At 72.0% G+C, this 250-nt stretch carries 1 pseudogene; it reads right to left on the bottom strand.

Features of this window, described 5'->3' with window-relative positions:
- Positions 1–250 (bottom strand): annotated as a pseudogene (locus AMS65_RS19695) (amino acid transporter); the annotation flags it as partial.

The following is a 250-nucleotide window of genomic DNA, read 5'->3' as shown; positions in this document are numbered from 1 at the left end:
GTGAGTGTGCCGGGCATCGCACCGGGCGCGAGGGCGGCGTACGAGAAGACGCGGTCAGTGTGGCTGACGCGCGGTGACACCGCGACGGACCGGACGGACAAGAGCGGCAGCGCGACGTGCGCGATGGTGCAGGCGTAAGGGGCGCCTGTGCCGTGGCCGAGCGCGATGGCGAGGGGAACGTTGCTGCTGACGACGGTGAGCGGGGCGGCCGCGGCGACGACCATCAGCACGATGCTCGTCACCCCCAGGA

It is taken from the genome of Leucobacter celer subsp. astrifaciens, assembly GCF_001273835.1.
Taxonomy (GTDB): domain Bacteria; phylum Actinomycetota; class Actinomycetes; order Actinomycetales; family Microbacteriaceae; genus Leucobacter; species Leucobacter celer.
Note: the sequence above shows the minus strand (reverse complement) of the source record. Positions and strands in the feature narration are given on the sequence as shown.